Consider the following 24,136-nt stretch of genomic DNA (forward strand, 5'->3'; position numbering starts at 1 on the left):
TATCTCTGAGCGACCGAGAAAGTCATGACCTCTTTCATGCAGTCACATATCCGAGCGCCGACTAATGGCAGGATGCTATTGCATAGTTCTTAGGGCACCTCGTACCATCCTTGAGCGGGTAAGCCACTCGCTTCTTTCCTCTGGCGGAATCAATAATAAAAAGGAAGCATCTGTGAAGGAACGACACGCATTGAAGGCCTTTAGGAGCTGTTTCCATGGCTAACCGACAGCTTTCTCCGGATATCGTCGCACTAATCCACCACGTGGAGTTGAACGAGTCAGGCTGGTGGAAAAAAGGTGTCAGCCAGATCGTAAAAGGCGTGCTTTGGAAGAATCATGGTGCAGCGTTGGGGTTGAGTGCGCTACATGACGCGATTCGTGCAGAGGCGCCCGGAGCCCTAGGATCTGATGACGAACTTGAAAAGCAACTAAATAATCTCCGTGATCAGGGAACCGTTTCAATCTTGCCTGGGCCAGCCTACAAACTGACTGAGCGAGCTTTTAACGATCTATCTGTTCAAGCTGCCGCTGCACATGCGGAGCAGGATGCGTGCGAAGCGGACTTCATTGTGACCTGCCGGGAACACTGTCCAACCCTTGACCCCAACCTGGTATGGAAAGATTTCACTGAGGCGCTTTCTCGAGCTATCCGCGTCAGCGGCGCCAACCTCTTCCGGCTATTAGTTGGCGGAAAGCTGCAAAACGATTTTGATTGGCTGCATAACCTTTTCCACAAAGTGGACGCCGACAACCGAGAGGGTCTGCGTAAGGTTTTGATGTTTTTCTTCAATCCGGGAAATCAAGTCTGTCGAAGCCAGATTCTTCGTTTCATGACGGCCTACTTTTTCGCGGAGGCAACCCGCCTCAACCCTGAAACCCTTGCTGCCATCAACCAGGCTCGTAAGGTGAAAACAATTAAGGTGGTACTGGATACCAATTTCCTTTTCTCAGTGCTCCAGCTTCACGACAACCCGGCTGACGCAGCAGCGTTATCACTCGTTGATTTGGCTCACAAGAGCAACGGGAAGCTGGATATAAAGCTTTACGTCCTGCCGAGCACCCTGGAAGAAGCCAAGCGCGTTCTAATCGCACAACTGCATATTATTGAGCGCATACGGGTCACTCAGGCAATGTCCCGCGTAGCCATGACTCAGCCGCTCCCCAGCATCGCCAAAAAGTTCTTCAGCACTGCCGCCTCGACTGCAAATCTTTCTGCAGCCGATTTCTTTCGCCCTTACATTGATGAACTTAGGTTCATCCTAGAGGAAAAAGGAATAAGCGTACTGGATGCACATCCAAGCATCTATCATACACGCCAAGATGTCATTGACGATGTAATGCACGAGGTTGAGAGGGAGACAAAAGAGCTCCCGGAGAAACGTCGCAAAGGGTACGAAGCTCTGCTGCATGATGCCGTACTTTGGCATGCCGTCAACGACCGTCGCCCCCCAAATAATGAGTCACCTTTCGAGACTGAGTATTGGGCAGTTTCCATAGACTGGCGCCTGATCGGCTTTGACCGAGCAAAACGCGCAGCCATCCGCGCGAAGCTGCCGGTGGTACTGCATCCAAGCAATCTGGTTCAGCTCATTCAGTTTTGGGTGCCTCGCTCTCCAGAACTCGAAGAAAGTTTGGTTGACTCCTTGCGCCTGCCACTTTTTTTCCAATCGTTCGATCTTGAGGACGAAAGGGCGACGTTGAAGGTGCTGGAATCAATGTCGAGATTCGAAAATGTTGGAGATCTACCAGAATCCGCCATCCGCGTGGTGCTTACTAATCGGGCGCTTCGCGCACGGATCAGCAATATCGAGGCTTCCAATCAGGAAGTGTTCGAGTTGGTACATGATGAGCTGTTGAGCCACCACCGAAACGTTTCCCAGCAGCTTGAAGAAACCAAGGCCGTACTGGATGAAAAGGAGCAGCACCTGCTTGAGGAGCGGGCGGCCCGTTCTGTCGTTGAAGGTCAACAGGACATCACTGCCAAACAGATCGCTGATTTAGAGTCCGAGCGGAGGATGGCCGAGCAGAGGGCTCAAGATCTCGAGAATGCACAGACTCAGTTGCAGCAGCGTCTGCAGGAAGCTAACGAGGCCACAAACGAAATCCAGGCTCATCGAGACCGTGCCGAAGCCGCTGAGAGAACACTCACACGTATCAAATATGTCGGGATTTTTCTCGTGCTTCCCACCCTACTAGGTGTGGGTATTTATTTCTTGAGCAGTGCTTTAAGACCCGAAATGCTGCCGGTGATAACCACAGATACAAGGGTACTGTGCTTGCGACTTTTCGCAGCCACTCTCCCTCTCACTTTAGCTTTCTGTTTTTCAGCGAAATATGTCGAGCCCAAGCCTCATCTGAACTCTTGGAAGCTGAGCAAATTCTTGAGCTGGGTCGGCACTAAGGTGATCGTTGCCCCAGCATTGATCGCTGGCGAAGGTATCTTCACTGGCGGGACATGGGATGGGATCAAGGCGCTGCTCGGTATTAGCTGATACGGATCTGGGGCCTACCTCTCGGTGCGCCCTGCCTCCCTGTCCTGTCCCAGCGACGACCAACACCCTATTTCCCTGTTGCTATGCTTGGCTTAAAACAGGAGTGAAAAAGTGGCTAGCGAATACTCATTATCAGACGTCCTGGAAAGGATGTACCAGAACCAGCTCGCTCTCGAAGCTGCGCTTATGGAGCTGACCCTCCAAGTGGAAGCCCAGGGAGATGCGGAAGTCGGTGCCAATGTTCGTGGTGCGCTTTACCCAATTGGTGAGAACGCTGGTCATATCAAACAGGGGCTGGCTCGGCGCAAAAAACTCTCATGACCCAGCCGCTTTTTGATTTTGATCTCAAACGCGTATCCCGCACGCGTTACATCACTGGCAAGGCTGCAATCAACTTTCCGCACCTTGGAAGCATCAGTGGCGGGTGGCATTTCCTGTGCTGCAAAACTTCCAAGAGAGCGGCAAAAAATCACTGCCCTCTTGATTGGCGTCGCCCGCGACACCGTTCTGTCGCAAGGGTACCCGTCAGACAGAGAAACGCGTCACTAAACGATTCATATCCAATGCGAGCTTCGATACCTCATGTGCTGCCGCAGCCGTCTGGCTGGCGCCAGCCGCACTCTGAACAGAAAGATCGCGAATGCTTACTAAGTTTTGATCAACTGATCTTGCGACCTGTGCCTGTTCTTCCGAAGCTGTGGCGATCAAAAAGTTGCGTTCGTTGATTTCAGTGATAGAACGAGCAATATCATCTAGCGCCGCGCCAGCTTCGTTGGCAATTTTTAAGGTCGAGTTAGCTTGGTCACGGCTTTGTTGCATCGCACCGACGGCGTCCTCTGAACCACCCTGTATGCCACCGATCATTTTCTCGATTTCACGAGTAGACTCTTGAGTCCGGTGCGCTAATGCGCGGACTTCATCAGCGACAACGGCAAACCCCCGTCCTTGCTCCCCCGCGCGGGCGGCCTCAATCGCAGCATTCAAGGCCAGTAGATTGGTCTGCTCTGCAATGCCACGGATCACATCAACTACTGTGGCGATGCCTTGCGCTTGTTTGGCTAGGCCAAAGATTTTCTCACTGGTATGCGAGACTGTATCGCTAAGTGCATGGATGGCGTTCACCGCCTCTGAAACCCGCGCAGCTCCTATCTGCGTAGACTGCTCAGACTGCTGCGCTGATGACGAAGCTGAAGCCGCATTTCTAGCAACCTCTTCGACTGCAGCCGTCATCTCATTAACCGCTGTAGCCGCTTGTTCGACTTCACCATTCTGACGCTGCATGCCTCGACTAGCTTCCTCGGTCACCGCGTTCATCTCTTCTGCGGCAGAAGCAAGCTGCGTTGAGGCGTCACCGATATGTCGTATGGTCTCACGCAGCGTCTGTTGCATGTTTACCGAATCACGCATGAGGTCGGCCATCTCATCGCGACCGGTAACTACTGTATCTACGCGGAGATCTCCTTCGGATATACGTTGATTAATATCCGACACTTCTCGCAGAGGAACAAGAATGCTGCGTGTATAAAGAAAGGCAAGCAACACCGTGAGCACTAGGGCTACAGTGCAGAGTAAACCCAAGAGCCACAAGCTGTTGGTGTAGGTGTCTTTGGCGGCATCTCCCGCACGCTTTGCACCATTTTCATTAAACTCACTTAAGGTATTGATTTTAGTTTGAAGATTATTGGTGAGTGGCCGAATATTCTGATTGATAAAATTTGTGCTTTCAGCAGCGGGTTTAGATTGGGCAATACTCATGATCTCATCCAATCGACTATCATAGCTTTTTATTCCCGCTGCCACATCTTCTGCAAGGCGACGTTCCTCCTCGGAGGCTATTAAACGCATGTAATCACTTACGATAGTAGCAATATCACTTCGAGCCTGAAGAATCATTGCAGTAGAAGATTTTTTGACTTGATCATCAGATGACGACACTAGGCGCAATGTTTCTAGACGCATTCTTAGAATTAATGCGTCCATCTTAGCTGTTTGCGAGATGCTCGCCATCCAGTTGACTTCTACATCTTGTTCCGCGTCGTAAAGCTTGCTCAAGCTGCGCACTGAGGTGAGTGCTACCAACAACACAAGCATCAAGATAGATGCAAAACAAAATACAGAGCGGGCTGACAATCTGAGCTTACGCATATCTACAATTCCATTGCACCAGGAGATATAAGGCTCTCGGCTGCTATTCGCTAACCTTCAATGTCACACGACCAGCGGTTATTCGCTGACCGCGCTTACTAAGCAAAGTAGTTGGTTTCATTGGGAAAGGCGTCGGGAGGGAAATTTTCTGTACCCAAATTCATGTGCTCGTCCTCGGATGCTGCTGGCGCTTACGTCTGGGGCTACTCTCAGCAGGCGTAGCTAGAACTCACCGGTTCGGTGCCATTTGTGGCATATGACCCAGTCCTAGGATCGCCGGGTGGGCTGATGGAGCACTGGACAATCAAATGGCCAGACTAGGCTATCCAGCGAACCTCCAAGCAAGATCGGACGCACGAGCACCTGGAATGGTATTCATTTTGGAGAAACTCGGGCGTTCAAGCAGTTTGAACTCGTCAAGACTCGTGCTGCTCCCATAAAGAACACGGCGCCATAGAGAAATTGACGCGATGCAAAACCTCAAGATCGCCACATTCAACGTCAACGGCATAGGGGCGCGCTTGCCTAACCTTCTGCAATGGCTTGAGAAGGAGCGACCGGACATTGTATGTCTGCAGGAACTGAAGGCACAGGACAAAGCGTTCCCGGCAGGCGATCTTGAGGCGGCGGGTTATGGTTCACTGCACCATGGCCAAGCCGCTTGGAATGGAGTGGCCATTCTTGCGCGCGATTCCGAACCCCTTCTGATTCACAAAGGCCTGCCCGGGGCTGAAAGCGACACGCAGTCTCGATACCTAGAAGCTGCTGTCCATGGTGTCATCGTCGGGTGCCTGTATCTCCCAAATGGAAACCCGCAACCGGGGCCAAAATTTGATTACAAGTTGAGGTGGTTTGAGCATCTGATTGCCCATGCAGAAACACTCCAAGCCAGCGAACACCCTGTTGTTCTCGCAGGTGACTACAACGTTGTGCCCACTGACTTTGATATCTACAACACCCGCTCATGGCTGAAGGATGCCCTCCTTCAGCCGGAAAGCCGAGAATGTTTCCAAAGGCTGTTGAGTCAAGGTTGGATCGACTCTGTGAGGCACCTGCATCCGAAGGAGCGGGTTTACACGTTCTGGGATTATTTCCGTCAGCACTGGCAGAAAAATGCCGGTTTGCGCATCGACCATCTTCTGCTGAACCCGGTGCTTGCTCCCTACTTGAAGAACGCCGGCGTGGATGCATGGGTTCGAGGTGAAGAGCATGCCAGCGATCACGCTCCGACATGGATTGAGATCTCATCCCGACAGACCAGGTCAAAAAGGAAGCCAAAGAACGACGCAAGCGACCCGCAAACAGCATCGCAAACCTCTGACACTCTTGATGAATACAATCGTAAGCGTGATTTCGATGCGACCTCAGAACCGTCGGGTTCCGCAACAAAGCGTAAGCCAGCAAAGAACAAAACCGTTGAAACGGCTGCGCTGCAGTTTTGCATACAAAAACATGACGCGACTCGGCTGCATTACGACTTTCGCCTTGAGCTCGACGGCACCCTGAAAAGTTGGGCAGTGCCCAAGGGCCCGTCTCTCGACCCCAAATCTAAGCGACTGGCCGTACATGTCGAAGATCATCCTCTCGACTATGCAACGTTTGAAGGGACGATACCTGAGGGTCATTACGGAGCTGGCGACGTCATTGTGTGGGATCGCGGTATCTGGAAACCCTTATCTGATCCCGCTGAGGCCTACGCTAAAGGTCGACTGAAATTCGTGTTGCAAGGCGAAAAGCTTGGCGGCATATGGAATTTGGTCAAAACGCACATTCCTGGCAAGCAGGAGCAGTGGTTTCTGATCAAACATCAGGATGAGTTTGCTCGGTCAGAAAGTGATTACGACATTGTGAAAGCAGAATCCCACAGCGTACTGACCGAGCGCACTATCGTGCAGAAGAAACGCTCAGGAAAATCTGCTGCGCCAAAGCCTGTTGTGAAAGATTCTGCGCCACGCGCTAAGCGTGGAAACAGCAAGCTTGAAAGTGCTCACCCAGCTGATCTTCCTGAAAGTCTGAAGCCTGAACTGGCCACGTTAGTGGATTCCGCCCCGGATGGTGATTGGCGATATGAGATCAAGTTCGACGGCTACCGCATCATGGCTAGGGTGGATAAAGGTAAAGTGCAGTTGTTCACTCGCAATGGCCATGATTGGACTCATAAGCTCCCCCGCCAGGCGGAAGCGATTGCTGGCCTCGCATTGGAATCGGGCTGGCTGGATGGCGAAATGGTTGTTGCCAATGAGCAAGGCGTTCCTGATTTTCAGGCTCTCCAAAATGCCTTTGAGCTAGGCCGCAGCGGCAACATCATTTTCTACCTCTTCGACATGCCTTTTCTCAACGGCATGGATTTACGCGAGGTGCCGGTGGAGCAACGCCGCGAAGCCTTATCCAAGATTCTAGAGCGCAGTGAGGATGAGGTACTGAGGTATTCGGAAGACTTCGCCGAAACACCGGAGGCACTGCTGAACAGCGCCTGCCAAATGCAAATGGAAGGCCTCATCGGCAAACGCGTTGGCAGTCCCTACGTATCACGTCGCAGCGGCGACTGGATCAAGCTCAAATGTAAACGTCGACAGGAGTTTGTAGTCGTCGGCTATACCGAGCCAAAGGGTTCGCGCAGTAAGTTCGGGGCTCTGCTATTGGGTCTGCACGACGTAGACAGCGGCGAGCTCAAATACGCTGGCAAAGTCGGTACTGGATTCAACCAGGTAACACTGAATACGATCTACGAACAGTTAACCCCCCTTGAAGCCAAGAAGCCTGCTGTCGTAAACCCTCCCACCGGATTCGAAGCAAAAGACGTGCATTGGCTGAAGCCGTTGCTTCTCGCAGAGGTCGCCTTTGCAGAAATCACAACGGATGGTTCCGTAAGACACGCAGTATTCCAGGGCCTTCGCAATGATAAACCTGCAAAGTCGATCATCGAAGAACGCCCTGCCCCCGCCCCAGAAGTCGAGAGAAAGTCAGAAGAAGACCAATCGACTGAAGTTAAAGCCAAAGGTAAAGCCGGCGAATATAGATCAATCAAGATCCGACTCTCGCATCCCCAGCGCGTGATTGACCCGAGTAGCGGCTCGACCAAACGTGACTTAGCGGATTACTACATTGGCATCTCTGACTGGCTTCTGCCGCAGTTACTAAATCGCCCTGTCGCGTTGGTGCGCGCTCCAGACGGAATCGGCGGAGAGCTATTTTTTCAGAAGAATGCAGAGCGTCTGGCAATCCCTGGAATCGAAATCATCGGCAAAGAAGAGACGGGTCACCCTGTGATGTTGATCAACAACATCGAGGCGCTGATAGGCGCTGTTCAGATGAGCACCATTGAGTTGCATACCTGGAACGCCGTATCCAAGGATCTACATCGCCCTGACCGCTTTATCCTAGACCTTGACCCCGATCCCGCACTGCCATGGAAAAGCATGGTGGAGGCGACCCAGCTAACGTTAACGGTACTGGATGAACTAGGACTTAAATCTTTCCTGAAAACCAGCGGCGGCAAGGGTATCCACATTGTCGTCCCTTTGACCCCGAAAGCAGACTGGGACATGGTAAAAAGCTTTAGCCACGCGATTGTCAGACATATCGCCAATTTGCTTCCAGGTCGGTTTTCTGCAATTTCTGGCCCCAAAAATCGCGTGGGACGTATCTTCATCGACTACCTGCGCAACGGCTTGGGCGCGACCACTATATGTCCCTATTCAGTACGTACCCGCGAGAGGCTTCCAGTATCTGTGCCAATCTTTCGAGATGAGCTGAAAGAAATCAAAGGTGCTAACGTATGGAACATCGAAAACGTTCATGAACGTCTAGCCGAGTTGGACGTCGACCCTTGGGCTGACATGTCTGAGACAAAGCAAACCATTACGGCTCAAATGCGGAAACGCATCGGTCTGAAGTAGCGATTACCCAGGAGAAATGACATGGATAATTACCAGATCACTCCAACAGACAGCGGTTGGGTCTTAAAGAAAGAAGGTGCAGAGCGAGCGTCGAAAACGGCAACCATGAAGGCCGAAATCATAAAGCTGGCCAGTGAGTTTCTCGAAGGGAAAACAGCATCGCTGAAAATTCATAAACAAGACGGCACGATACAGGAGGAACGGACTTATCCTCGAAGTGCCGACCCAAAAAAATAAAAGGTTAAGTTAAGTAACGTGAAGTGCAGCGCCAGAAGGATCAAGCATGCGAGTAAAAAAATTCCTGACGATTACACTTTTAATAGTGTCCAGTTTAATTTCAGGCTGCATTCCGTGGAGCAGGGAAAGACCCGCTTATGCAGACCTTTGCGAAACTAGATTTGAATTTCAGCTCCCCGGCAGACACGCTGAAAAAACTATCGTCTTACGCACGTACCTGTACGATTACGACGCACAGTGGTCAGATGAACCCTTCCAGCAATTATACTCAGTACAATACGTAGGCGAGAAATATCCGAAGCCTGAATTTTACATACAGTTAGTAGCTTACGAAAAAAACAAAAGCGGACTATTGGGCGCTAAAAAAACAGTTACTCCAATCATTTACGACGCTCGAGAGGCATATATAACATATGATAATGGGGCACAGCTAAAGGCCAGACCGGAAATTCACTTAGGGTCGTTAACCTACGATTATCCGCTTCAAGGCGGAGAGTATGTTCGCGCCTCCCCCTACGATATCAACAGTGCTGAAGTTCAGAATCGGATCCCTAAAATCACAAACGAAAAGCACCATGGATCTGCTTATGTCATTTTTAAAACAAGCGAATTCAATGCCAACTCAAATTGGCGAATCAACTTAGGATCGTTACTCGTCGAGGGCCACAGGATTGAAATCCCGCAGCTCAAACTATGCTATCACCCTGTTAAGAAATGGATAGGTATTGAGCCGCTGATGCGCCCATGAATTCACCGGCCTCTACCGGTAGATTTGACTCAAAGAGATAGATCATCAGCATATGGAACTTGATGCAATATAGATTCAGCTGATGGCTTAAGAGGTAACATGACAGATAAAAACCTAATTAGTCAGGACTTTGAAGCATCGATTTGGCGAACTGCTAAATGGTTGAATAGGCCAAGTAAATTCCAAACATTTACTGACGGCTCTTTGGTCGTCCTTACCGACTTAGAAACTGATTTTTGGCGTGAAACCCATTACGGATTCATACGTGATAGCGGACACTTTCTGGGGTTCTCAACCTCAGGAGACTTTACAGCTCAGCTCAGAATTAAATCCGACTTTCGCGACTTGTACGATCAAGCAGGAATCATGGTCAGGCTCAATAAGGAGATTTGGCTAAAGGCAGGCATAGAATTTAGTGACGGCAGGCCAATGATCAGTAGCGTGTTGACCCAAGGCCTTTCGGACTGGGCGCCTAGCTGCTTCCTTGGCAATCCGAACGATTTTTGGCTTCGTCTGACCATTTGCAACGGATTACTGCGTTTACAGTATTCAACGGATGGCGCGACTTGGCCATTGCTCAGGCTTGCCCCATTCCCCACAGCGGAGCGTTATAGCGTTGGCCCTATGAGCTGTACACCGCAGCGTCAGGGGTTGAAGGTAATTTTCTCCGAATGGTCTTTGAGCGAACCTGTCGTGCGAGGCCTGCACGATTTGAGCTAGCCGATCAAGAGGAGCTCTCCGGCTCAACCAGTGCGCATTCAGCCGCTGGTTGTGCGTCGCGTCATGGGATGAGCCAATGACCTTCGGCGAGTGTGTATCAGCTGTGGCCGGGTAATGCTGGATACCAGGCTGCTCTATGCTGGCAGCGTTTAAACGGGTACCTGGTAGTTGAATACCTTTAGGGCTTCCATACAAAAAGGCATTTACACAAGCGCTGGGCATTAGATAGGGGTTATTAGGAAGCGCGCTTCGCTGGGTGGCCATACCTATCCGCCGTCGGTCGGTTCATTGAGCATTCCGGCAGGCGGCCGACGCCTACGTTCGAAATCCTCCCATCTATCTGGCTCGCGAACTTCTTGACAGGACATGCATACATACGCATCCGAGCCTAAGCCCAGATAGTAGCCTTTGCGAATGAAGGTGTGCGTGCATCCGATCACTGAACGACTGTGTGAACTCCGTTGGCGATCCATATGAGACCCACACTAAAAAAGCCCGTACGCGGTACGGGCAAACAGGAGTTTTGACTAGAGACTGCGCAAGTGGACAGGCTCTGTTATTCGAGCAGTACAACCCGAAGCGAGTTTAATTTGTTCCTTCCCCTTTCGACCAACGGCATCCTCAGCACGGTATAAACTTATACGAAGCGGCGTGCCATGTATAAAAAATAAAATGAACCTTTCATACAGGGATTGAACAAATTTCCAAAAGGAGGCTAAAGATGAAAAATTCTCTCTACATTATTGAATATGACTTTAATAACGTATCCAAATCTTTCATTCTAAGGAGCGACAGAATGAACGATGCCGAGGCCTGGCATTGGGCTTGCTGCGATGCGGGCCTAGCCGTGATCCCACGCTCGCGGAACCATAAGATAAGACTTGTGAGTAAACCGATGGCCGAACGTTATGGCCTGGAAAATGTAAGGTGGCGACCGTCAGGCAATGAACCATTTTCGCCAGCGCCCTACACCCCAACAGTAACTAATGAATATACTGATAAAAATTTATAAGATTATACTCTATGTAAATCATACTGTTAAACTTAAATTCATATATTGCAATGCTCAAAGTTCTAAGATGGAAATATTCCGTCTGGCGCTAAATTTCATTCAGATATAGTCCTATCTGAATTGTAGTTTAGCCGTCACTTGAATCCTTTCCTTTTGAAAGGCTACGAACAGGAAAGCCAGTATAAAAAAGTTTTAGCTCGGTAGCTTATTTCTAGCCAAGGCCAATACATCAGCTTACAAGTGCTTTTACACTTAAAGCCATATAAGAAAAATAGCATTTTTAGCCTTATAGGCACCCTGTCAATCAGAACCTATTTCCGCTTCAAAAGATTAATCGTTTTAGGCGTGTAAATACTTTCACAAACAAGGACATACTACATTTCATAAAGCCTATTAACCCTTAAGTAGCCTAGCATTTCGTCAGAGCACTGGAAAATTCTGTGAACTATTGCTCTGTGAATCCCATCAACCCTTGTACACCCAAATGAGGAATCCATTATGGCAACGCCACAAGAAAACCTTCTCGACTGGCTGCGCGATGCGCACGCAATGGAGCAACAAGCGGAGAACATGCTCAAGGCTCAATCAAAGAGATTGGAGCACTACCCTGAACTCAAAGCGCGAATAGATCAGCATATTGAAGAGACTCACGACCACCAGAAAAGTATCGACGAGTGCCTCACACGACTAGGTGGAAAATCATCCAGCATAAAAGACCTGACAGGTCGGCTGATGGCGTTCGGCCAGGCGGTCGGTGGCTCGTTGATGAGTGACGAGGTGATCAAAGGCGCGATGGCAGGATACGTTTTCGAAAACGTTGAAATTGCCGCGTACAGGGTTCTGATTACCGCAGCCAAAGCTGCTGGTGACCAAGAAACTCAAACCGCATGTGAGCGGATCCTCCATCAGGAAATTGCGATGGCGCAATGGCTTCTTGAGCACCTTCCAAACCTCACCGAGGCATTTCTCGCCCGTTCTGCAGATCCAGACCTTGAAGCAAAAAAATGACGATTGCTCGCGGTTTGTTGCCGCACACTTTGAGCGGTAAAGGTCACGAATGCCATGGAAGAATGGCCTAAAGATTCAGTTCAGCCCTTCGTTTCCTGGGAGGTGGAGGACGTGGGATCGTACGTTTCTTCTGTGTCGTCCCATCCTCCTTGTGAATCTTGAGCGAAGCCGTTTTTCCATTAAGAAATTCGCTGGTCATCGCGGTGTTCTCAGCTTTCGTGGAAGCCGACTTGGAACCATGCAGTGCGCCCTCTTTGACCAAAATCCAAAACTTGTCGTCTTTGGTGAGGGGGTAATTATTCACTCTGCCTGAAGTGCAACAAGGTACTGGCAAAGCGTTGCCGAGCAAGCTTGAATTGCACCGTCTAAAATCAATTCATAACCGTGAGTATTTTCGGTAGGTATCGCTAGGCAACCCGCTTTAGCTGATGACCCGTTGCTTAATACAGCGCTCGCATCAGAAGCAAAATCGACCAGTAACGCGTATTGAGGGTTGTAACCACAGGTCTGTGCTGCAGCGGCAAGAGAGGTCACGACCTCGCGCGTGTAATAACCCTTTTCGTCGCCGGTATTTATTATTGGATCGACGCACAGCTTCGTTCCGTACTCATCCATCACGGGGCCGACCTCTACAGCGATAGTGGTATCGCCGGGGAGCGTCGTGGATGCGAACATCGCACCTGCATTGGATTCTTCCTCTGAGGTCGTAAATACAAAATAGACATCGCATGCCAAGTCATTTCGACGATGGCTCAGTTGGCGCGCGGAATCGATTACAGCCGCCATTGGTGCACGGTCATCCAAAAAATGCGCGGCAATGGCATCACCCACCCGAAACGGTTCACGCCAATGACGACTCAACACGACCCGTGTACCTGGACGCACGCCGTGAGCACGCAGGATTTGCAGTGAAGTTCGCGTAACCACATGTACGTCGTTCCAGTGCACATCTCCCGATAATACATCTGCTCCTTGTGGTGCATTCTGCGTCGCATGCATTGAACCGAAAGACAAAACGCCCGGAATAACTTCGTGATCACCCAGAATATCTACCGGGCACATGCCAAAGTTCACAGGGTTCGCGCCGCCCAGTGCGGTGACTCTCAAGGTACCGTCTGCATTGACGCTCTTAACTACCATCGCGATTTCATCCATATGCGCCATGACTCTCACAGCTCGCCGCGATTCGATACCTTCCCGCCGACCTTTAATAAATCCTATCAGGTTGCCCGCAGCATCAACCCATGTTTCGTCGCAGACAGGGGTAACGGTTTGCAAGCAAATTTCACGCACTTCATCCTCTTGCCCCCCTGGCCCACGGGCCATCAGCAACCGAGCGAGCAATTCGGAAATTGTGTCTGGCTGGCTGGAGGCGCTGGACATAGCTTCAAGGGGTACATCAGACATGTTTGGACTCTCACGCACGAAGCTGTAAATGACAAGCGGCGCCATCGCCACGCCGCCTGACTTCAAATCACTGCTGTCACTTGGTCTCCAAAGTTGCAGCCTGATTGCCGCCCTGTTCCGCAATCTTTGTCAGCTTTTCATCAGCGCCTTTTTCCTCAGCGAGCGTTGCAGCCAATAGCTTTTCAGCGTCGCCAAGCTTGAGGTGCTTGGCCATCGCTATCAGGGTGCCGTAGGCTGCTATCTCGTAGTGTTCCACCTTCTGCGCCGCGCCAATCAACGCGGCATCCAGGACGGCGCCCTTGTCGATTTCTTCCAAGAGCTCTTTCGATTCATCAACCAATCCCTCCATCGCCGCGCATTTCATGCGTTTCAATCTTATCCCGGTCAGTTCCACCAACTGATCAATGCGTTCAATCTGACCCTGAGTTTCCTCCAAGTGGGAGGTGAAGGCGTCTGCTAGCAATGGGTTGGTTGCCGCTCTCGCCAAACGCGGCAAGGCTTTGGTGATTTGCTTTTCCGCACTGTAGACATCAGAGAGTTCATGGATAAACAAATCTTCGACAGTTTTTCTAGCCATTTCGAAACTTCCTTCTGATCAGTATGCCGTCGCCTGGTCGAGGCGTCCGCATGGGGGTACATGCAATCAACACTTACCGTGCATGAAAACTGACCGGCCCAATTTTAGAGGTGTTCCGAAAATTTTCGGGGTGATGGATAAAAGGCTTATCGCTAACCCAAAGCTGTATCCAGGAACATCATCACCCCGAAACCGAGCATCAGTCCTAAGGTTGCCGGGGTCTCATGACCGTTGCGATGAGTCTCCGGGATGACTTCATGAGACACCACGAAAATCATGGCTCCTGCTGCCAACCCAAGCGCAATGGGATAGCCCAAGGCAAAGCTGCTAGAAATGCCCAAGCCAACAATAGCGCCAATGGGCTCCATTAAGCCTGAACCCACCGCAATTAACGCTGCACGAAGCGCAGAGATGCCTGTCACACGTAACGCCAGTGCGACAGCTAAGCCTTCGGGAATATCTTGAATAGCGATAGCAGTGGTCAGCGGCAACCCGACGTTCATGTTGCCGTCAGCAAAGCTCACTCCGATGGCCATGCCTTCCGGCAAATTATGCAGTGTGATTGCCAGGATAAATAACCAAACTCGATTGACGCGCTGCGCGTCCGGGCCCCGGCGTCCACTTTTCTCGTGCTCGTGAGGAACAAAACGATCAAGGCCGACCATCAACGCTACTCCTAACCCCAATCCGGCGACGACCACGCAGGCTGCGAGCAACCGATCCCCGCAAAGCGCCTGGGCTGCTTCAATACCAGGGAGAATGAGTGAGAACGAACTGGCGGCCAGCATCATGCCTGCTGCGAAGCCAAGCATGATGTCATGTGTACGGGCAGCGACATCGCGCAACGCAATCGCAACAACGGCTCCCACCGCCGTCGCAGCGAAGCCTGAAACGCCGCCGAGAAGCGCGAAGTGTAGGTTCTGCTTATCGGCTCCGACGAAGGCGCCGTACCCACTAATCAGCAGAAAGATTGTCACACCCACTAATATCGACCAGAAGACTCGCCCGTCCCACCCAGTTTCTGAAAACCGGGCAAACCAAGAGCGAAGTGGCGCGCCTGACGAAGCCGATGGCTCGGACATCGCAACCTCCTATTTTCTTGACTCGGTTTTTGTGGCGTATCTGGAAAGCGTTCTCAAGAGCAGCCTGGACATGCGCCGCGCCTCAGGTTCAGCGGACATTGATTACCCTTTACTATGTTCAGGCGACGAGGGCCCTTCTTTGATGCCACGAGGCCCTGCAACACCCCACACGATCAATCCAATCAGGGGGAAAACGATGAGGCCGATAGCCCAACCTGCTTTGACACCCACCGTTTTGTCGCTGCGAAACACGCTGACGATTGCCCACAGATCAACGAGCAAAATCATCACCGCCACGACAATCGCGAAGTAGCTGGTAGCTTCCGACATGATTACGTCCTCCTCAGACTGATAATATTTAGGCCCCTCGCATTTAGGGATGTTCAAGTAATTTCGCCGCCACATATTGAATCCGGTGTGCCAGTCGTCCTGAGTAATGACCGAAAACTTGCGTTGCGTTCAAGGATAGCGAACTTGATCTCTTCCAGCTTCTCGGTGCCTTGACTGGAACGCGCAGCGTTCATCTTTCATCAGTTTCTGACGATCGCGCACGGTGAAGACGCTCTTATATAAAAGTTTCACGTTCTCAACGATGATTGTCGGCTCGCCATCAATCAGCCGCGAGAGCCGCCTCGAGCGCTGCTTTGAGCGGGGACAAGCCAACGTCATCTGGACTTCACAGCGTCCGCCTGAAAACCGGTGCTGGTGACTGAACACGTGACACTCATCAGTCGTTTGAAAGACCCAGGCAAAGCAGATTGTGCCAGCAGGAATACCGTCTACGTCGTCTGGGCCTAGAATTCCGGTCGTAGCAATAGCCGCATGGGCAGTGCTGTCTCCCAATGCGCCCGTCGCCATTTCCCTAGCAACCTCCACGCTAGTCAGGTTGGATGTCTCAATGGTCTGGGGGGGTTGACATGTAATAGGCGCTGTTTCGCCTGAGGCGAATAAACTACGTACCCACACTCAATAAAATACCGCTGCCTTCGACCTCGGATAACAGCGTCACAATTTTACCGGCCGTACACGATTCCACCGTGGTCAGCACCAAATCGTTGTCGCGAAGGTATCAGTGTTGGCGGCGATAGCCATGACTTGAATGCCCCTCAGTGATAGTCCCCGCCAGCGACCGCACGCAGATACGCCACGTCCGCAGCCTTACGCAGATCGCGCCATTCGGCCAGAGTTAACATAGCCTGACGATCCATTTCATCGGAAAGGCGCAATAGCTCGTCGTGATAAGCGTCTGGGCAGTCCATGCGAAGTTCCCTGTTCTCCAACGCACGATGCCAACGATCCAGTGCTTGTAATCTCAAATCCTGCTCAGACGTCAGTCGGTTATAGAACGCATTCATTTCAATCACCCCGATACTTTCACGGTTGATCAACCCATCTCAATTTAGGTTCAAAATTTTCACAAAGAATTGTTTTTTCGAACAAGATCAAAAAGGCAGTGCCGATTTCAATCGATTTCAGGTCGCTAAGTCTCCTATGTTGAGTGGTTGAATTCACTCGTTGGGACTGAGACGCAGGGGCGCGATCATGGAGCAGAGTCTGTGAGTTGTCCCGGGCAGTTTGCGGCATTACGTTCCAGCGATTCGCGAAAGACTGAACGAGTCAGGGCACGTGCTTTCGAAAAATTGAACGCTTTAGATTTCGAAATGCAAGGAGAGACGTCATGCCCGAAGAAAACTTCGTACCAGCAGTTAAACGTATAGGCGCGAAGGATTCGACTATCGGCTCAGACCAGGCAGATACAGGTTTGACCGATGACGAACGAGTCGTTAGGGAAGATGAGTTCCTTGGAGACGAACCACGGGTTGAACTTGGCCCAGCAGACCTGGAAAGGCTTAAGCATTAAAGCCGGCTCGGCTTGGTTTTCGATGCGACCAATATTTTCAATACGCGACATCTACTACTTGAAATTTACTTAATGGAGGTGTCCCGTATGCACCAGCAAACCTCATTCATATTTGATCTGGATGGAACGTTGACTGATAGCGTTTACCAGAATGTCTTCGCGTGGAAAATAGCGCTGGACTCAGAAGATATTCCATTGGCCATGTGGCGAATTCACAGAAAAATCGGTATGAGCGGTGGGCTGATGCTTAAGATGTTAGCCCGTGAGACCGGCTTGGAAATCAAACCAGAGCAAGCCAAAAGGCTGAGCGATAAACATGATAAAGCCTACAAGGATCTGCAGGGTCAGATAAGCGCTCTGCCTGGCGCTCTCGAGCTTCTCGAAGCCTTAAAGCGCGATCAGTTCAAGTGGTGTATTGCTACCAGCGGTGGGATGGATACTGCAGCAATTAATCTGAAGGCATTGGGCTTGGGCACCTCGGAGGTGAATCTCATCACCCGTGATGACGTCAAGTATGGCAAGCCCGATCCAGACCTCTTCCTCGCCGCTGCAAGCAAAATCGATGTGCCCATCGAGGACTGCCTGGTGATCGGTGACGCCATCTGGGACATGCTTGCCGCACGACGCTGTAAGGCCACCGGTATAGGTCTGCTTTCAGGGGGATATGACATAGGAGAGCTTGAACGTGCAGGTGCACTCAGAGTCTATGAGGATCCTCTGGCACTTCTAAAGCACTTAGACGAGGTTGCTTCCCGTTCATGAGACCTCTGTAGGCACGCGGCTTAAACTGATGTGCCCCTCTCGGCGGAGTAGTTCAAATTCCGGCGTGCTGATCTGCTAGAAATTGATCGAGTGGTACTCAGGGGCGAGCGCAGGAGTCGGATATATCCAACTACAGCTGCCCCCCTGGCACTCTTATAACTTTGACAAGTTTTTTGCTGCGATAGACAGGGAAAGCTCTTACAACCCCAGCCTGGATCCACTGGCGCGGTCGGCGAATATAAGCTTGCTTTGCCTGTGCTCGAAGACTTTGACACGACGGGGATGATAAATCGATTCTCGCGGTGCATTCACTGGCTGCAGCACTCGCGCGCTCGAGCTTTCACCATTTCATTGCGCTCTTGCGCAGCAGTATGCCCATGATGAGATTTGTGATTCATGGGAAGGACGCATCGGGTCGCTGGTAATACAAGAACATCATGATCTACGCTCACGCTGCCTTGCGGCGCCTCGCGGGAACAGCGTTGACGGTTCTGTAACAGGACTGTCGCTACCTGCATGCTGATGACCGAGACAAAGCGGGATGGGCTGTTATCCGAGGCGTTAACGACGCATAAGCCTTGCCAACACATCATTCGAAACTATCGTAAGGACGGTATTGCCTGACGGAATGAGATATCTCCGGTGGTTAACGAGGCGTATTACATCGACATCCAGAAAGACGCCTGCGTCGAACTTGAGGCCTGCAAACGAGTACGTGAACTGGAAGCGGAAGTCGCCAGCTTGAAAGCCCCTGACTCAACAGCCATGCGAATCGGGCGAACGCTGATCGCGCGTTAAATGGAAGAAGTCGGCCAGAATTCAACGACTCCGCTGAAAGCGATACTAGAAGCTTATAGCAATATGATCACTCCTCCTGCCATTTTTGTCGTTTCTCAACAAGGAGTTGGAAAATGTCCAGTGAATACTCAATATCAGATGTGCTGGAAAGGATGTACCAAAACCAGCTCGCTCTAGAAGCTGCGCTTATGGAGCTGACTCTTCAAGTAGAAGCCCAGGGACATGCGGAAGTGGGTGACAACGTACGTGGCGCGCTTTACACAATCGGCGAGAACGCGGGCCACATAAAACAGGGATTGGCCCGCCTCAAAAAGCTCCCATGACTCGGCCGCTCGTTGATTGTGATCTCAAGCGCGTCTCACGCGAGCACTACATCACAGCAAAGGCTGCGATCAATTTCCCACAACCTGAAAGCACTACTGGAGGGTGGCACTCCCTTTCTTACTTCGACCGCGATTCTGGCGTAGCGAAAGTGTCCTTGGCGGGCGTTCACCATCCAGATACAACCGATTTCTTTGGAGACGTTGGGGTCAACGACGTAACCAACAAGCTTGCGAGGCGAGGCTGGTCAGAAAGACCGCAATAGGCTGTTCATGGCGGATCACTATAGAGCCGCAGCTGACGTGGTGATGATATGGGAGCTAAGTAATTCCAAGCACTGCAATGTAGAGGTAGCTGAATGGCTTCCCTAATCCGAAACCAAGCAGCGGCTTTTTGGGGTTCCGCACTCGGAAGGCTCAAACCATGCTGATCCAATACTTGATGTTAGAAGTTTGGGTGGTGTCTCGGCGCGGTATAGGCTGGGTCATCAAGCTTTTCCAAGATCTCCACTCTTTATTGAAGTCTTCTTCTCATTGAATAGGTCACAAGGTGGAGTTCGGCGTAGCTCAAACTCCCGCCAGAGCTCTGCGAAACGTCGTTCTCCGCAAACGATACAGACGTATACCTCAGATTCGAGTGCTAGTTAGTACCCTTTCTGGATATTTGAACGCCTGCACCTTGTCGGTGTTTTGTTCGAATCCTTATAGAGCCTCGTCGGCGTACCGCTCTGGTTTTCTGTCAAGTCCCGCAATGTTGGTCAACTTGCGCGAAAGAGTTAAAAAGCCCGCACAGCGTGCGGGCAATATAAGGAGTTACATGAGCAGCCTGAAATGCCGTGTCAGGCTAATATGTAGGAAATCACCTGGATGACAGTCGTTTCATTTATTTCGTTATGGGAGGTGTGCGTCAGACAGACGGTTTCCGAAGCTCTTATCTACGAGCGAGTCAGCGTGGCACGTACGGTGCGTTAGCTGTTCTCGCTCATGGCCGACAGGTTGAGACGAGAACATCCGTGCAGCAGCATCTTACGATGATCGATACACCCGCCGGCATCCAGGTTTCCCAACCTTGCTGACCCGGCCATCACCGGACAGGACGCGATGGCGAGCACCGGGACAAATGCGGGGACTCGGGAGTGACCTTCGTCGACTACGTCGCGGCACATCAAAAGCACCGCGACGCCGAATGGTTGCCTGAGCACTTGCCTGAAATCACGGAGGCGTTTCTGATTCGATCAGAAGATCCATGCCGCGAAGCAAAAAAAGAACTGACTGCGCTGTCTTCAACTCTGCGCACTCGCTTCAGATTTTTTGAACTCTCAAGCATATACCGCCTGTCATGATTGGAAGCATAAAAAAGAAATCTCTTTATTCGTTACCCCTCACAACTTATGCACGCGCTATCGCCGCAGTGGCGAGCGCGCCTAAAGCCGAGTCTGAGGGAATTCAAAATGTTCTTACATAACAAGCGACTTCAGTACACAGTTCGTGTGGCAGAGCCTAATCCGGGCCTGGCCAATCTGCTGCTTGAACAATTTGGTGGCGCTAACGGCGAACTTGCTGCGGCAGCGCGGTATTTCACCCAAGCGTTAGCGGAAGAGGATCCGGGTCGCAAAGACCTATTGATGGATATTGCGACTGAGGAGTTAAGCCACCTTGAAATTGTGGGCTCGATCATCGTCATGCTCAATCGAGGAGCCAAGGGTCAGCTTGCAGAGGGTGTCCAAGAAGAAGGTGAGTTGTATCGTGCCATCAACGGTAACGGCAACGACTCGCACATCACTAGCCTGCTGTATGGCGCAGGCGCCCCCCTTGTGAATTCTGCGGGTGTGCCCTGGACGGCGGCCTACGTCGATTCGATCACCGAACCTACCGCCGATTTTCGTTCGAACATTGCGGCGGAAGCGCGCGCAAAAATCCTATACGAGCGACTGATTAACGTTACCGATGATCCGGGTGTTAAAGAAGCATTAGGCTTCCTGATGACGCGCGAGATCGCCCATCAACAATCGTTCGAGAAAGCTCTGCATTCGATCCAGCCGAACTTCCCGCAAGGAAAACTTCCGGGGATGCCCGAGTTCACCAACAAGTATTTCAACATGTCGGGCGAGCCGAATGTACGTGGCCCTTGGAACGAAGGTGGCGCTTGGGAATACGTGGAGAATCCCGCGCCGGCGGTCGACGGGGGCGATGGGTTGGCGACGGTCAGTCTCCCTGCCGAGGATATAGAAGTGTTGGAGGCGATGAAGGCTCGCACAGCCTCTGATCCGCTAAGCGAACCGCTTACCGGTGCTGACCTTGGATCGGGATATGTCCAGGGCAAATACGCCTAAAAAATACGCCTAAAAATAGTACGGCGGCCCCACACCGGGGCCGCCCCAAGTACAAGATTACTAAAAATGAAAAACGTCAAAGTATCTTCGCTAGCCATTGAACCTTTCGGACATTTGATGGAGGCGGCCTCCGCTGGCTTCGAACACGACTGCAGACAGGCCCGCCGAGATTTAAGGATGAGCGCGGCAGTAAATGTGTTCGGAATAGGCACGCTGATCCCGAACAACTCGGCGAGTGAGGACGCCCCCCAAGCCAATAAGCAATTGGCATTAACGAAATGAATCTAAAATGACAGCAGCTGTTAGAAGTGCGAGGCCTACGAGGAAGAGCACTGTCGGTGGGACTGGTTATCTACAGCGAGAGGAGGCGAACATGATACCTAGAAAGAATTTGTGCGTTCAAATCGAGATCATAAACGCACAGAGGCTTTCATTTCTGCTCGGTAGTGTGATCTTTGCAGCGGGCACGCTGATCATGTTTTCCGATTTCGTAGGCAAATTAGTTTAAGTCCGGCGGGGCCAGGCCTGCCGCCTCGGTGATCCAGGCACGCCGTCCCAAGAACAACAAGCCCGTGATGTACAGAGGCGAATTTGTTCCTCTCCAGCCGCTAGTTGGTCGCGAGTTTTACAGCTTCGGAATATCGCCTGTGGCCTCGGCAAGCACAGCCATCGTCTCCTCAATACTCGCGATGTTGTCTTCCAGCTTTCGAAACACTCTGCAAAAAGCACCTTCAACATCCACTGTCTGATGACCACGAAGTGTGTCTACTCTTTCATTCTCCGTCTTCTGAAGACTTAGAACGCTTTCCCTAAGAACTGCGAGTTGGTCGAAGATCGCGGCGATTTGTTCCTTGGTCTCTGTGCTCATTTACTGCCACCCCAACCTTGAAATGATCTCGCGTCGGTAGGGAGTATCGATCTGGGCCGGAACTCGTTCGAGGTAAACTCGCGCATGCGCGTGTGCTTCTCCACTCAACCCAGCCAAGTAAGAAACCGCGTCATCGACAGTGGGAACCAAACCTTCAACATCTTCATACCTAGGAGGCAAATCAGTCCAAATAACTGCGTCCAACTGGCGAGGGATCGCCCATTCAGCAATCACCCCTACCAGTGCATTGCCGGGAGTGAAGATGCCAATGCCATCCTGCCTGTCCTTGGGGATCTGCTCTCGGACACGTAGGGCTTCGCATGCCTCTTCCACGGTTCCCACATCAAGCACCGCCCAAAGCACTTGGCATGGTGGCGCGTTCGCACATTTCACCGTAGCAAGCTCCCCGCCATCACTAACACGAGCGAATTCGATAGCCAGTTGAGGCCCATCTAAAAACCATTCGCTTGCGACCGGTAACGCGTCCGGCTTCCAAATCAACGATCCCCATCCCAGACATGCTATTAGCATGAATCAAATCCTTTGTAGAAATGTCATTCGAGAACGGTGAGCGGAATCGAAGGCGGCTGCGCCTTTGGTGCAGCCTTCTAGATTTTGCGCAGCCGCATAACCACTGCGGCCTGTCAGCCCTTAGTTTTCCGGGGGTCAGCTGCGCGAGGGAATGTACGTTCTTCCTGAAACGTACCGTCCTCTTTATGTATTTTCAAAGAGGCTGTTTTGCCTTGAAGAAACTCGCTGGCTGTCTCAATAATTTCCGCTTTGGTAGGGGCTGTTTTAGAGGCGCGCTGCGCGCCCTCTTTGACAAGCTCCCAAGCATTTTCTTTCTTTGTGATGTGGTAGTTATCCATGAATCACCTCTACATGATTATTCAACAACAGCTACAAGGTTGACCATCGTCGATCTGAAGAGTTTGAAAGGTTTGGCGAATAAACTAATGCTGCCTTCGACTGCGTGTAAGCCCCCCTTCACAACAACGTGAACGAGCAGATTTACTGACCTAGGTGCGCCCCAGGCTAGCCTTGGCGTTTCGGTTTGCGACCCCCGGGGCCTTGTCTCCATCGTCACATTGTCGGCTAAGGAATTCGCGAATCAAGTCGGCAGTTCGTCTAGGGCTGGTGACCACAAAGAAATGCCCCTCGCCCTTCAGAAGGCGGAGTTCTGAACGTCGAATTGTGCGGCATAGGATATGGGCGTTGTACGACTGTATTAAAGGATCGCAGTCGCCGGTAAGAACCAGCGTGCTGTGAGGCAGCCGGGACAACCGAAGCACGCTTGTCCATCCGATCAAGGCAGCGAGCTGGAAAAAGTAGGTTCGCGGATTAACAGAGAGCATGCCTTTCGTCACACCGAACCGCAGTAGCGTGTGAGTTGAATTGCCGGATCTTTCCTGCTCGTGCATTTTGGCTTTTTTACTCTTGCGGAAAAAATCCATAACGTCAGCAGGCTTCATCAATAGCACTGGGCCGGGAGAGGTCGCGGCGAGGATCAGCCTGCGTACCATGCTCGGGTAGCGAATAGCGAATTCTTGCGCCAATGCGCCTCCCCAACTCACCCCGAACACATCGACCTGGTCGATTCCCAATTGCTGGAGCATTTCGGCAATCAAATCGGCATGGCGTGGCAGGCGAATGGGCCAACGGGGCATTTGCGACTTACCGACTCCTGGCACGTCCAGCGTGATGGTCATGAAGTCGTCAAGTTCATCGCGCAGCGGATCGAAGGTACGAATCAAACCACCCAAACCATTCAGTAAAAGCAACGGAGAGCCTCGACTGCAGATTGAAACATTCAACTGCAAGCCCTTCGCTGTTAGCCTGTGCGTTGTCATGATTTCTCCTGGATGCG

At 51.4% G+C, this 24,136-nt stretch carries 25 protein-coding genes and 2 pseudogenes; 15 read left to right on the forward strand and 12 right to left on the reverse strand.

The features are described from left to right. The first annotated feature begins 215 nt into the window (after positions 1 to 215). Together BLQ09_RS14340 and BLQ09_RS14345 are read left to right on the forward strand one after the other, a co-directional pair. Entirely contained in the window at positions 216 to 2,492 is a 2,277-nt protein-coding gene (locus BLQ09_RS14340; RefSeq protein ID WP_092357470.1) for a hypothetical protein, read from the forward strand. Positions 2,493 to 2,603: 111 nt separating this feature from the next. Continuing rightward, the gene (locus BLQ09_RS14345; protein ID WP_092357472.1) at positions 2,604 to 2,813 is read left to right on the forward strand and encodes a hypothetical protein; all 210 of its coding nucleotides are present in this window, start codon (positions 2,604 to 2,606) and stop codon (positions 2,811 to 2,813) included. Positions 2,814 to 3,017: 204 nt separating this feature from the next. Here BLQ09_RS14345 and BLQ09_RS14350 read toward each other — a convergent pair whose 3' ends face one another. Beyond that, positions 3,018 to 4,637 (reverse strand): methyl-accepting chemotaxis protein, encoded by a 1,620-nt coding sequence (locus BLQ09_RS14350; RefSeq protein ID WP_092357474.1) that lies wholly within the window; start codon positions 4,635 to 4,637, stop codon positions 3,018 to 3,020. A gap of 470 nt (positions 4,638 to 5,107) precedes the next feature. Here BLQ09_RS14350 and ligD point away from each other — a divergent pair, with 470 nt between their 5' ends. From ligD to BLQ09_RS14380, 6 genes are all read left to right on the forward strand, one after another. Beyond that, the gene (gene ligD / locus BLQ09_RS14355) at positions 5,108 to 8,536 is read left to right on the forward strand and encodes a DNA ligase D (RefSeq protein WP_092357476.1); all 3,429 of its coding nucleotides are present in this window, start codon (positions 5,108 to 5,110) and stop codon (positions 8,534 to 8,536) included. A 21-nt stretch (positions 8,537 to 8,557) separates the two neighbouring features. Then, on the forward strand, positions 8,558 to 8,773 hold the full coding sequence (locus BLQ09_RS14360) for a DUF2188 domain-containing protein (RefSeq protein WP_092357478.1): 216 nt from the start codon (positions 8,558 to 8,560) through the stop codon (positions 8,771 to 8,773). A gap of 46 nt (positions 8,774 to 8,819) precedes the next feature. Continuing rightward, the gene (locus tag BLQ09_RS14365) at positions 8,820 to 9,521 is read left to right on the forward strand and encodes a hypothetical protein (RefSeq protein WP_092357480.1); all 702 of its coding nucleotides are present in this window, start codon (positions 8,820 to 8,822) and stop codon (positions 9,519 to 9,521) included. Between the two features lie 99 nt (positions 9,522 to 9,620). Then, positions 9,621 to 10,241, forward strand: a complete 621-nt coding sequence (locus BLQ09_RS14370) for a DUF1349 domain-containing protein (protein WP_092357482.1) — start codon at positions 9,621 to 9,623, stop codon at positions 10,239 to 10,241. A gap of 721 nt (positions 10,242 to 10,962) precedes the next feature. After that, the gene (locus BLQ09_RS14375) at positions 10,963 to 11,253 is read left to right on the forward strand and encodes a DUF6555 family protein (RefSeq protein WP_092357484.1); all 291 of its coding nucleotides are present in this window, start codon (positions 10,963 to 10,965) and stop codon (positions 11,251 to 11,253) included. Between the two features lie 498 nt (positions 11,254 to 11,751). Continuing rightward, complete coding sequence (locus BLQ09_RS14380) at positions 11,752 to 12,261, forward strand: ferritin-like domain-containing protein (protein WP_092357486.1); 510 nt, start codon at positions 11,752 to 11,754, stop codon at positions 12,259 to 12,261. Positions 12,262 to 12,328: 67 nt separating this feature from the next. Here the strand turns inward: BLQ09_RS14380 and BLQ09_RS14385 are convergent, their stop codons facing one another. The 7 genes and pseudogenes from BLQ09_RS14385 to BLQ09_RS14415 all read right to left on the reverse strand — a co-directional run bounded on the left by BLQ09_RS14385 (position 12,329) and on the right by BLQ09_RS14415 (position 16,682). After that, the gene (locus tag BLQ09_RS14385) at positions 12,329 to 12,565 is read right to left on the reverse strand and encodes a DUF2188 domain-containing protein (protein WP_092357488.1); all 237 of its coding nucleotides are present in this window, start codon (positions 12,563 to 12,565) and stop codon (positions 12,329 to 12,331) included. Further along, a complete protein-coding gene (locus tag BLQ09_RS14390) occupies positions 12,562 to 13,668 on the reverse strand; it encodes a zinc-binding metallopeptidase family protein (RefSeq protein ID WP_371914511.1) in 1,107 nt (368 codons plus the stop codon). The genes BLQ09_RS14385 and BLQ09_RS14390 overlap by 4 nt, the downstream gene beginning before the upstream one ends. A gap of 76 nt (positions 13,669 to 13,744) precedes the next feature. Beyond that, on the reverse strand, positions 13,745 to 14,245 hold the full coding sequence (locus BLQ09_RS14395; protein WP_092357490.1) for a YciE/YciF ferroxidase family protein: 501 nt from the start codon (positions 14,243 to 14,245) through the stop codon (positions 13,745 to 13,747). A 152-nt stretch (positions 14,246 to 14,397) separates the two neighbouring features. After that, positions 14,398 to 15,327 (reverse strand): ZIP family metal transporter, encoded by a 930-nt coding sequence (locus BLQ09_RS14400; RefSeq protein WP_092357492.1) that lies wholly within the window; start codon positions 15,325 to 15,327, stop codon positions 14,398 to 14,400. 102 nt (positions 15,328 to 15,429) lie between these two features. Then, positions 15,430 to 15,657: a PLD nuclease N-terminal domain-containing protein gene (locus BLQ09_RS14405; protein ID WP_092357696.1), complete on the reverse strand. Its 228-nt coding sequence runs from the start codon at positions 15,655 to 15,657 to the stop codon at positions 15,430 to 15,432. A 273-nt stretch (positions 15,658 to 15,930) separates the two neighbouring features. Then, positions 15,931 to 16,378: pseudogene (locus BLQ09_RS14410) on the reverse strand (CinA family protein); the annotation flags it as partial. A 55-nt stretch (positions 16,379 to 16,433) separates the two neighbouring features. Then, positions 16,434 to 16,682 carry a hypothetical protein gene (locus tag BLQ09_RS14415; protein WP_092357698.1) on the reverse strand — a complete coding sequence of 83 codons (249 nt, stop codon included), beginning with the start codon at positions 16,680 to 16,682 and terminating at the stop codon, positions 16,434 to 16,436. A 323-nt stretch (positions 16,683 to 17,005) separates the two neighbouring features. Between BLQ09_RS14415 and BLQ09_RS14420 the strand changes: the two genes are divergently transcribed. The 7 genes and pseudogenes from BLQ09_RS14420 to BLQ09_RS14445 all read left to right on the forward strand — a co-directional run bounded on the left by BLQ09_RS14420 (position 17,006) and on the right by BLQ09_RS14445 (position 21,683). Continuing rightward, positions 17,006 to 17,188, forward strand: coding sequence for a hypothetical protein (locus tag BLQ09_RS14420; protein ID WP_092357494.1), 183 nt, complete (start codon positions 17,006 to 17,008; stop codon positions 17,186 to 17,188). Between the two features lie 87 nt (positions 17,189 to 17,275). Further along, positions 17,276 to 17,950 carry an HAD family hydrolase gene (locus BLQ09_RS14425; RefSeq protein ID WP_092357496.1) on the forward strand — a complete coding sequence of 225 codons (675 nt, stop codon included), beginning with the start codon at positions 17,276 to 17,278 and terminating at the stop codon, positions 17,948 to 17,950. A gap of 911 nt (positions 17,951 to 18,861) precedes the next feature. Then, positions 18,862 to 19,071, forward strand: a complete 210-nt coding sequence (locus BLQ09_RS14430; RefSeq protein WP_092357498.1) for a hypothetical protein — start codon at positions 18,862 to 18,864, stop codon at positions 19,069 to 19,071. Then, positions 19,068 to 19,440: pseudogene (locus tag BLQ09_RS31585) on the forward strand (hypothetical protein). The gene BLQ09_RS14430 and the pseudogene BLQ09_RS31585 overlap by 4 nt, the downstream one beginning before the upstream one ends. Positions 19,441 to 20,204: 764 nt before the next feature. Continuing rightward, entirely contained in the window at positions 20,205 to 20,411 is a 207-nt protein-coding gene (locus tag BLQ09_RS31050) for a hypothetical protein (protein WP_139202113.1), read from the forward strand. Positions 20,412 to 20,519: 108 nt separating this feature from the next. Continuing rightward, positions 20,520 to 21,401: a manganese catalase family protein gene (locus BLQ09_RS14440; protein WP_092357700.1), complete on the forward strand. Its 882-nt coding sequence runs from the start codon at positions 20,520 to 20,522 to the stop codon at positions 21,399 to 21,401. Positions 21,402 to 21,467: 66 nt separating this feature from the next. After that, on the forward strand, positions 21,468 to 21,683 hold the full coding sequence (locus BLQ09_RS14445; protein WP_092357500.1) for a hypothetical protein: 216 nt from the start codon (positions 21,468 to 21,470) through the stop codon (positions 21,681 to 21,683). Between the two features lie 343 nt (positions 21,684 to 22,026). Here the strand turns inward: BLQ09_RS14445 and BLQ09_RS14455 are convergent, their stop codons facing one another. The 4 genes from BLQ09_RS14455 to BLQ09_RS14470 all read right to left on the reverse strand — a co-directional run bounded on the left by BLQ09_RS14455 (position 22,027) and on the right by BLQ09_RS14470 (position 24,119). After that, the gene (locus tag BLQ09_RS14455) at positions 22,027 to 22,269 is read right to left on the reverse strand and encodes a hypothetical protein (protein ID WP_092357504.1); all 243 of its coding nucleotides are present in this window, start codon (positions 22,267 to 22,269) and stop codon (positions 22,027 to 22,029) included. After that, positions 22,270 to 22,800 (reverse strand): hypothetical protein, encoded by a 531-nt coding sequence (locus BLQ09_RS14460; protein ID WP_092357506.1) that lies wholly within the window; start codon positions 22,798 to 22,800, stop codon positions 22,270 to 22,272. It abuts the gene before it with no gap. A 113-nt stretch (positions 22,801 to 22,913) separates the two neighbouring features. Continuing rightward, entirely contained in the window at positions 22,914 to 23,138 is a 225-nt protein-coding gene (locus BLQ09_RS14465) for a DUF2188 domain-containing protein (protein WP_092357508.1), read from the reverse strand. 150 nt (positions 23,139 to 23,288) lie between these two features. Continuing rightward, positions 23,289 to 24,119, reverse strand: a complete 831-nt coding sequence (locus BLQ09_RS14470; protein WP_092357510.1) for an alpha/beta fold hydrolase — start codon at positions 24,117 to 24,119, stop codon at positions 23,289 to 23,291. Positions 24,120 to 24,136 lie beyond the last annotated feature (17 nt).

The sequence above is a fragment of the Pseudomonas sp. NFACC25 genome (genome assembly GCF_900100935.1).
In the GTDB taxonomy this organism is placed as follows: domain Bacteria; phylum Pseudomonadota; class Gammaproteobacteria; order Pseudomonadales; family Pseudomonadaceae; genus Aquipseudomonas; species Aquipseudomonas marginalis.

Excerpts from the sequence above, each read along its gene's own strand:
- BLQ09_RS14390 (WP_371914511.1), bottom strand. The coding sequence starts at position 13,668 with ATGTCTGATGTACCCCTTGAAGCTATGTCCAGCGCCTCCAGCCAGCCA.
- BLQ09_RS14405 (WP_092357696.1), bottom strand. The coding sequence starts at position 15,657 with ATGTCGGAAGCTACCAGCTACTTCGCGATTGTCGTGGCGGTGATGATT.
- BLQ09_RS14350 (WP_092357474.1), bottom strand. The coding sequence starts at position 4,637 with ATGCGTAAGCTCAGATTGTCAGCCCGCTCTGTATTTTGTTTTGCATCT.
- BLQ09_RS14395 (WP_092357490.1), bottom strand. The coding sequence starts at position 14,245 with ATGGCTAGAAAAACTGTCGAAGATTTGTTTATCCATGAACTCTCTGAT.
- BLQ09_RS14380 (WP_092357486.1), top strand. The coding sequence starts at position 11,752 with ATGGCAACGCCACAAGAAAACCTTCTCGACTGGCTGCGCGATGCGCAC.
- BLQ09_RS14420 (WP_092357494.1), top strand. The coding sequence starts at position 17,006 with ATGCCCGAAGAAAACTTCGTACCAGCAGTTAAACGTATAGGCGCGAAG.
- BLQ09_RS14430 (WP_092357498.1), top strand. The coding sequence starts at position 18,862 with ATGTCCAGTGAATACTCAATATCAGATGTGCTGGAAAGGATGTACCAA.
- BLQ09_RS14460 (WP_092357506.1), bottom strand. The coding sequence starts at position 22,800 with ATGCTAATAGCATGTCTGGGATGGGGATCGTTGATTTGGAAGCCGGAC.
- BLQ09_RS14365 (WP_092357480.1), top strand. The coding sequence starts at position 8,820 with ATGCGAGTAAAAAAATTCCTGACGATTACACTTTTAATAGTGTCCAGT.
- BLQ09_RS14445 (WP_092357500.1), top strand. The coding sequence starts at position 21,468 with ATGAAAAACGTCAAAGTATCTTCGCTAGCCATTGAACCTTTCGGACAT.
- BLQ09_RS14470 (WP_092357510.1), bottom strand. The coding sequence starts at position 24,119 with ATGACAACGCACAGGCTAACAGCGAAGGGCTTGCAGTTGAATGTTTCA.
- ligD (WP_092357476.1), top strand. The coding sequence starts at position 5,108 with ATGCAAAACCTCAAGATCGCCACATTCAACGTCAACGGCATAGGGGCG.
- BLQ09_RS14455 (WP_092357504.1), bottom strand. The coding sequence starts at position 22,269 with ATGAGCACAGAGACCAAGGAACAAATCGCCGCGATCTTCGACCAACTC.
- BLQ09_RS14360 (WP_092357478.1), top strand. The coding sequence starts at position 8,558 with ATGGATAATTACCAGATCACTCCAACAGACAGCGGTTGGGTCTTAAAG.
- BLQ09_RS14375 (WP_092357484.1), top strand. The coding sequence starts at position 10,963 with ATGAAAAATTCTCTCTACATTATTGAATATGACTTTAATAACGTATCC.
- BLQ09_RS14415 (WP_092357698.1), bottom strand. The coding sequence starts at position 16,682 with ATGAATGCGTTCTATAACCGACTGACGTCTGAGCAGGATTTGAGATTA.
- BLQ09_RS14425 (WP_092357496.1), top strand. The coding sequence starts at position 17,276 with ATGCACCAGCAAACCTCATTCATATTTGATCTGGATGGAACGTTGACT.
- BLQ09_RS14465 (WP_092357508.1), bottom strand. The coding sequence starts at position 23,138 with ATGGATAACTACCACATCACAAAGAAAGAAAATGCTTGGGAGCTTGTC.
- BLQ09_RS14400 (WP_092357492.1), bottom strand. The coding sequence starts at position 15,327 with ATGTCCGAGCCATCGGCTTCGTCAGGCGCGCCACTTCGCTCTTGGTTT.
- BLQ09_RS14340 (WP_092357470.1), top strand. The coding sequence starts at position 216 with ATGGCTAACCGACAGCTTTCTCCGGATATCGTCGCACTAATCCACCAC.
- BLQ09_RS14440 (WP_092357700.1), top strand. The coding sequence starts at position 20,520 with ATGTTCTTACATAACAAGCGACTTCAGTACACAGTTCGTGTGGCAGAG.
- BLQ09_RS14370 (WP_092357482.1), top strand. The coding sequence starts at position 9,621 with ATGACAGATAAAAACCTAATTAGTCAGGACTTTGAAGCATCGATTTGG.